The 5,176-nt window shown below is 35.3% G+C and carries 8 protein-coding genes; all 8 read left to right on the top strand.

The window, feature by feature from the left end:
* Positions 1-643: RNA-guided endonuclease InsQ/TnpB family protein (locus G600_RS0113010; protein ID WP_027432282.1), on the top strand; the 643-nt coding region annotated here is incomplete at its 5' end.
* A gap of 396 nt (positions 644-1,039) precedes the next feature.
* Positions 1,040-1,630, top strand: coding sequence for a hypothetical protein (locus G600_RS0113005; protein ID WP_051195536.1), 591 nt, complete (start codon positions 1,040-1,042; stop codon positions 1,628-1,630).
* Positions 1,631-1,763: 133 nt separating this feature from the next.
* Positions 1,764-2,177: a GNAT family N-acetyltransferase gene (locus G600_RS0113000; RefSeq protein ID WP_027432280.1), complete on the top strand. Its 414-nt coding sequence runs from the start codon at positions 1,764-1,766 to the stop codon at positions 2,175-2,177.
* A gap of 88 nt (positions 2,178-2,265) precedes the next feature.
* Positions 2,266-2,895 carry a hypothetical protein gene (locus tag G600_RS0112995; RefSeq protein WP_027432279.1) on the top strand — a complete coding sequence of 210 codons (630 nt, stop codon included), beginning with the start codon at positions 2,266-2,268 and terminating at the stop codon, positions 2,893-2,895.
* 35 nt (positions 2,896-2,930) lie between these two features.
* Positions 2,931-3,728 (top strand): alpha/beta fold hydrolase, encoded by a 798-nt coding sequence (locus G600_RS0112990; protein ID WP_027432278.1) that lies wholly within the window; start codon positions 2,931-2,933, stop codon positions 3,726-3,728.
* A 42-nt stretch (positions 3,729-3,770) separates the two neighbouring features.
* Complete coding sequence (locus G600_RS14755) at positions 3,771-4,160, top strand: DUF2127 domain-containing protein (protein WP_051195535.1); 390 nt, start codon at positions 3,771-3,773, stop codon at positions 4,158-4,160.
* Positions 4,161-4,200: 40 nt separating this feature from the next.
* On the top strand, positions 4,201-4,692 hold the full coding sequence (locus G600_RS0112980; RefSeq protein WP_027432277.1) for a hypothetical protein: 492 nt from the start codon (positions 4,201-4,203) through the stop codon (positions 4,690-4,692).
* Positions 4,693-4,764: 72 nt separating this feature from the next.
* Positions 4,765-5,176 (top strand): ASCH domain-containing protein (locus G600_RS0112975; protein WP_027432276.1); only part of this gene is annotated, 412 nt, incomplete at its 3' end.

Genomic DNA, 5,176 nt, shown 5'->3' with positions numbered 1-5,176 from the left:
TATTTCTATTCTCTTTGAATTTGACAGAATTATTACTAAGGTAACTAAATCAGATAATGTAATTGGATTAGATTATAAATCTGATGGTTTATATATGGATAGTGATGGGAATATAGGTTCTAATCATAAATACTATCGAGAAAGTCATAAAAAGCTCGCTAAAGAACAACATAAACTTTCTCGTAAAGTTGGTTCTAAGAAGAACCAAACTAAATCCAATAACTATCTAAAACAATTAAAGAAAGTAAACAAAATTCATAGACATATCTCAAATCAAAGATTAGATAATCTACACAAGAAATCTACAGAGATAGCCAATCAGTATGATATAGTATGTGTAGAATCTCTTAATATGAGAAGTATGTCAAATAAGGGCTTTGGTAACGGTAAAGCTACTTTAGATAATGGATATGGAATGTTCTTATCTATGCTTGAGTATAAACTAAATGATAGAGGTAAATACTTTATCAAAATAGATAAGTGGTATCCATCATCACAACTTTGTAGCTGTTGTGGTTCTCGTAAAAAGCTTACACTTCAAGAAAGAATCTATAAGTGTAAGTGTGGGCTTACAATGGACCGTGACCTAAATGCAGCTATAAACATAAAAAATGAAGGGCTTAGATTGCTTGAAGTAGCCTAAACTCTGATAAATCTTATAGTAGGCTAGGAACTAGCCGAACTTATACGCTTGTGGACACTGTGTAAGACGTTCGTTATCCAATAGGATAGCCTACGCAGTGGTGGTTGAAGCAAGAAGCTCCGACTTCAAATACGAAGTATTAAGTCGGAGTAGTTCACCCTTAAAAACTATGGAGATATATATTCGGCTTTTTGATAAAGTAAAGCGGACATTCGGAATCCGCTTCGCTACTTCCTCATGAACGCAGTGGCACTTTGTGCCACCTGTCAGAAGGGGCTTTAACCACTTCTGACACTAGTAAGCTTTATACCCCCGCTTAAAGCTTACGATTTTGAAGCGGGGGATTGCTTACACTGCGTTCAAGAAAAAGCAAAATTAAAAAGGAGATTTTATAACGTGAAAAATATTAGATTTTATGAGGCAGAAAAGTATAATTCAGATGATTATGAAAAAGTAGAAAATATGATATACAAAACTACAGATAAAAAAACTTATGGTGAATCTTTAGCACTTAAGGGATGTTCAGATACCGAGTTGGTTTCAAAATTACTGAAATCAGAAGACTGGGCTCAGGGAAGCGGAAAATTTCTCGAGAATTACATGATACTTACATATGATGGAAAAAGATACTATCGTAAAATAGAAAATGTCGGAACAGATGATGATATTGTCTGGGAAGATTTACATGATCCTAATGAAAAGGATGTTATTTATGTGACATCCGTTGTTTTTGAGCCAGAACCTGAACTAGAAGAAAATGAACCTAGTGATCCTTACGTTTCGCAGTATCCTTTAGATGATATATTGGATAAGTTTTTTGTGTATTGTAATGACATGTATGAAAAAGAGAATGAATCTGATAAGAATCATTCATATGTTGAATTTGCAAGTGAAAAAATCGATGATATCAAAAAACTACTTTCTATTATTGGCAAGCATGTTTATAACAAATTGGAAGGCGAATATGTATATCTAAAAATAGAATAAAATTCGCACCCTCTGTGGGTCAATTTTATTTGATATTCAACAGGATTCTGTACTATTGATAATAGAGAAATTAACAAATCGGGATTTTTAGAGGCAAATTTTATTTCAGGATAACTTACTAACGGAGGAGACCATGGAGTTTCGCATTACTAATGATGGAAATGAGGCGGATATAGCAGAAATCTATAAAATGCTCAAAGATTACAATCTTAGCAATCGAGAGAAGTCAGAGAATGTTCCTTTAGGCATTTTCCTTGAGGATGAAAATGGAAATAAACAAGCCGGACTTACAGCTGATACTTTTGGTAAGTGGCTTTGTGTCCATTATCTCTTTGTTTCAGAAGAACTTCGAGGACATGGTGTCGGAAAAGAACTCATCGAAGCAGCTGAAAAAGAGGCAATCAAGCGAGGCTGTAAATATGTCTTTGTTGATACATTTTCTTTCCAAGCACCTGGGTTTTACACAAAGCTGGGCTATAAAGAAGTATTCTCGTTACAAGAATATCCTTACACCGGTGCCAGATATTACTACACGAAAGAACTATAGATTCGAAGTTAATCGCACAACTTCAGATTTTTAGAGGCAAATTATATTTCAGTTTTATAGACAATTGAATTTTAAGGAGAGAGATTAAATGAATCTGAACAAGATTATTTCAAAAGTAGGCTCATCAATTGTAACTTTAACAGTATTTCTGTTTGCATTGTTTCTGATGATCAATTTTCCTACAGGCTACTTCTTTGTCTGCCTGATTTTGCCAATAGGGTTTATCATGATGACAGCAGGTATTCAAAATGAGTGTGAAGGTGACCGCAAAGTCGCCGCGAATATTGGTTTAATCCTTGCAGCGGTGTACGCCACGTTTATCATGCTTGTCTACTTTGCACAGCTGACTACGGTAAAGAATGAACTTCTAAACGAACAGGCGGCAAATTTATTAGTGTTCGGCAAGTTCGGGCTTATCTTCAACTACGACCTGCTCGGCTACGGTGTGATGGCGCTATCTACATTCTTTACGGGGCTATCGATGAAGCCGAAGAACAAGACGGATAAGTGGCTAAGAGCGCTGATGCTGATACACGGAGTATTCTACTTTAGTTGCACATTTATGCCGATGACGGGACTGTTTGCAAAGATGTCTTCTGGTGGCGATAGCATCGGTGGAAAGCTTGCGCTTGTTGTTTGGTGTGTATATTTTCTGCCTATTGGAATACTTTCATTTATACATTTCACAAAAGGTGAAATGCGGTATGAAAAGAGATAGCACGATAAATCGGAGTTTATGAAGGAAATGTACTTATGCATAAAAATGGATGTGTAAACGTTGGCGATACAGACATGTATTATGTAGCCTTCGGAGATGGAAAAAAGAATCTTGTAGTTTTGCCAGGATTATCTGATGGTTTGTGGACTGTGAACGGTAAAGCTTGGTTACTTGCGGGGACTTATAAGAAGTTCTTTAAGGATTACACAGTCTATATATTCAGTAGAAAGAATGTAATTCCTGAAGGATATTCAATAAAAGAAATGGCTGATGATCAAGCCACAGCAATGAAGAACCTTGGGATAGAAAAGGCAATTGTTATGGGCGTATCACAGGGTGGAATGATAGCTCAATTTTTGGCTGCAAATTATATAGAGCTTGTAGAAAAACTGCTTCTTGTTGTGACTGCGCCATATGCCAATGAAACAATAAAAGAGGTTGTTAGCAAGTGGATTGAGATGACAACTTCATCTACGCATACAGAGTTGATGCTGGATACGGCTGAGAAAGTATATACTAAAAAGTTTAATGAAAATAATAAAAAGTATCTTTCAGTGTTAGCTAGATTTACCAAGCCAAAGAATTATGACAGATTTCGTAAAAACGCATATGCGATACTTGGTTTTGATGCAAGATCAGTGCTTTCTCAGATTAAATGTCCAACATATATCATGTCTGGGAATTGCGATAATACTGTTGGTAATGATGCACCCTATGAATTGCGAGATGGAATATCGAACAATGAGTTGATAATTTTTGATGGCTTAGGACATGGTCTTTTTGAAGAAGACAGGAATTTTTATAATAAGGTTTTAGATATATGTAATAGATAAAGAATGAAAGTTCAATCGAATTTTATGGAGAGAGGAAAAACTATGAAAAAATATAAGATAGCAGCAATTATCATGATTATTCATGGTGGATTCATGGAACTGGCTGGTGTGCTATGTATGATACCTGCGTTGTTACTAGGAAATGATAAGTTTGATATTGGAAAGTTTTTTGAATTCAAGCTTCAATATTTCCAAGATAACATTTACATGATGATTGTTATGGGGGCAATTTACGGTGTGATTAGACTGATTGGTGCTATAGGACTACTTAAAAATAGAATGTGGGGGCTAGTGCTGTCAGTAATCATCTGCATAATAACCATTACGCTGATGATGTTTTTATTGCCAGCCGGCATTATGGATGGAATCCTTGCTGGAAGTGCATTGATATTGATTTTAATGGGATTTTATGGCGATAGAAAGATAAATTAAGAATTGCTATGAAAAAATAACAAATCGGAGTTTGTAGAAAATGAAATTATTATATGGGCTTTTATTCTTAATAACAGGTTGTGCTTGTGCGTTTGCCTCATGTCGTCAATTATATAGGATTATAAAACTGAAATTACGAGGTGCTACATGTACAGCAACAATCGTTGATTTTCATGAGGCTGTATATAGTAATCAGAAAGCAATTTTTATACGCCCCAGAAAAGTATTGGCATACCCAATTGTAAAATTTCGTAATGAAAAGGGCAAAGTTATAAAGACTATGACGCTTAATTCTATCAAGAATATGCGTGAAAAGAAGTGGAATGCTGTTCGTGATAATTATTTAGGGCAAGAAATTGATATTACTTATATTGATGAATATCCATGGACTTTTAATTATCCGCAAGGTGTGGCTAAAATGAATGTATTATGCATGCATAATAGGTGGTTTAAGCCTTTTATTGAATGGATTTTTGTTTTTGCACTTTCGTTGATTATTTTGCTTTTTATAGTTCCATATTTTTTTAGATAATCAACTTCAAATTTTTAGAGGCAAATAATATTTCAGCATAACTAATAATAATCACAACATGAGGAAGACATAATGACAGATAAAGAGTTATGGGCAGAATTCTGTTCAAAGAATAATATTGATATAAATACACCTTATGAAGCATGGGCCTTTGGAGGTGCCACAGAGGCTGATACGGATAGGCTTGCGGAACTTGTTTTGAAGGGAAAGAAATTTGGAACCGCGAGCTCCTATGACGAATATGTAATGGAGAATGCTCTGGATGAGATTCCCAAGCCAGGGGATTATAGCGTGATTTTGAACAGTAAAGATGAGGCTATTTGTGTAATTAGAGACTATGATGTGTATGTGAGGGCATTTGGGGACGTACCACCATTTCATGCTTATGCAGAAGGTGAAGGCGACAGATCACTAAAATATTGGCGTGATGTTCACACAAGTTTTTTCAAGGATTGCCTTAATGAAACGGATAAGCCATTTACAC

Origin of the sequence: Lachnospira multipara ATCC 19207 (assembly GCF_000424105.1) — a bacterium.
Classification (GTDB): domain Bacteria; phylum Bacillota; class Clostridia; order Lachnospirales; family Lachnospiraceae; genus Lachnospira; species Lachnospira multipara.
This window is presented reverse-complemented; position numbering and strand designations above follow the sequence as displayed.

Excerpts from the sequence above, each read along its gene's own strand:
- G600_RS0113000 (WP_027432280.1), top strand. The coding sequence starts at position 1,764 with ATGGAGTTTCGCATTACTAATGATGGAAATGAGGCGGATATAGCAGAA.
- G600_RS0112995 (WP_027432279.1), top strand. The coding sequence starts at position 2,266 with ATGAATCTGAACAAGATTATTTCAAAAGTAGGCTCATCAATTGTAACT.
- G600_RS0112990 (WP_027432278.1), top strand. The coding sequence starts at position 2,931 with ATGCATAAAAATGGATGTGTAAACGTTGGCGATACAGACATGTATTAT.
- G600_RS14755 (WP_051195535.1), top strand. The coding sequence starts at position 3,771 with ATGAAAAAATATAAGATAGCAGCAATTATCATGATTATTCATGGTGGA.
- G600_RS0112980 (WP_027432277.1), top strand. The coding sequence starts at position 4,201 with ATGAAATTATTATATGGGCTTTTATTCTTAATAACAGGTTGTGCTTGT.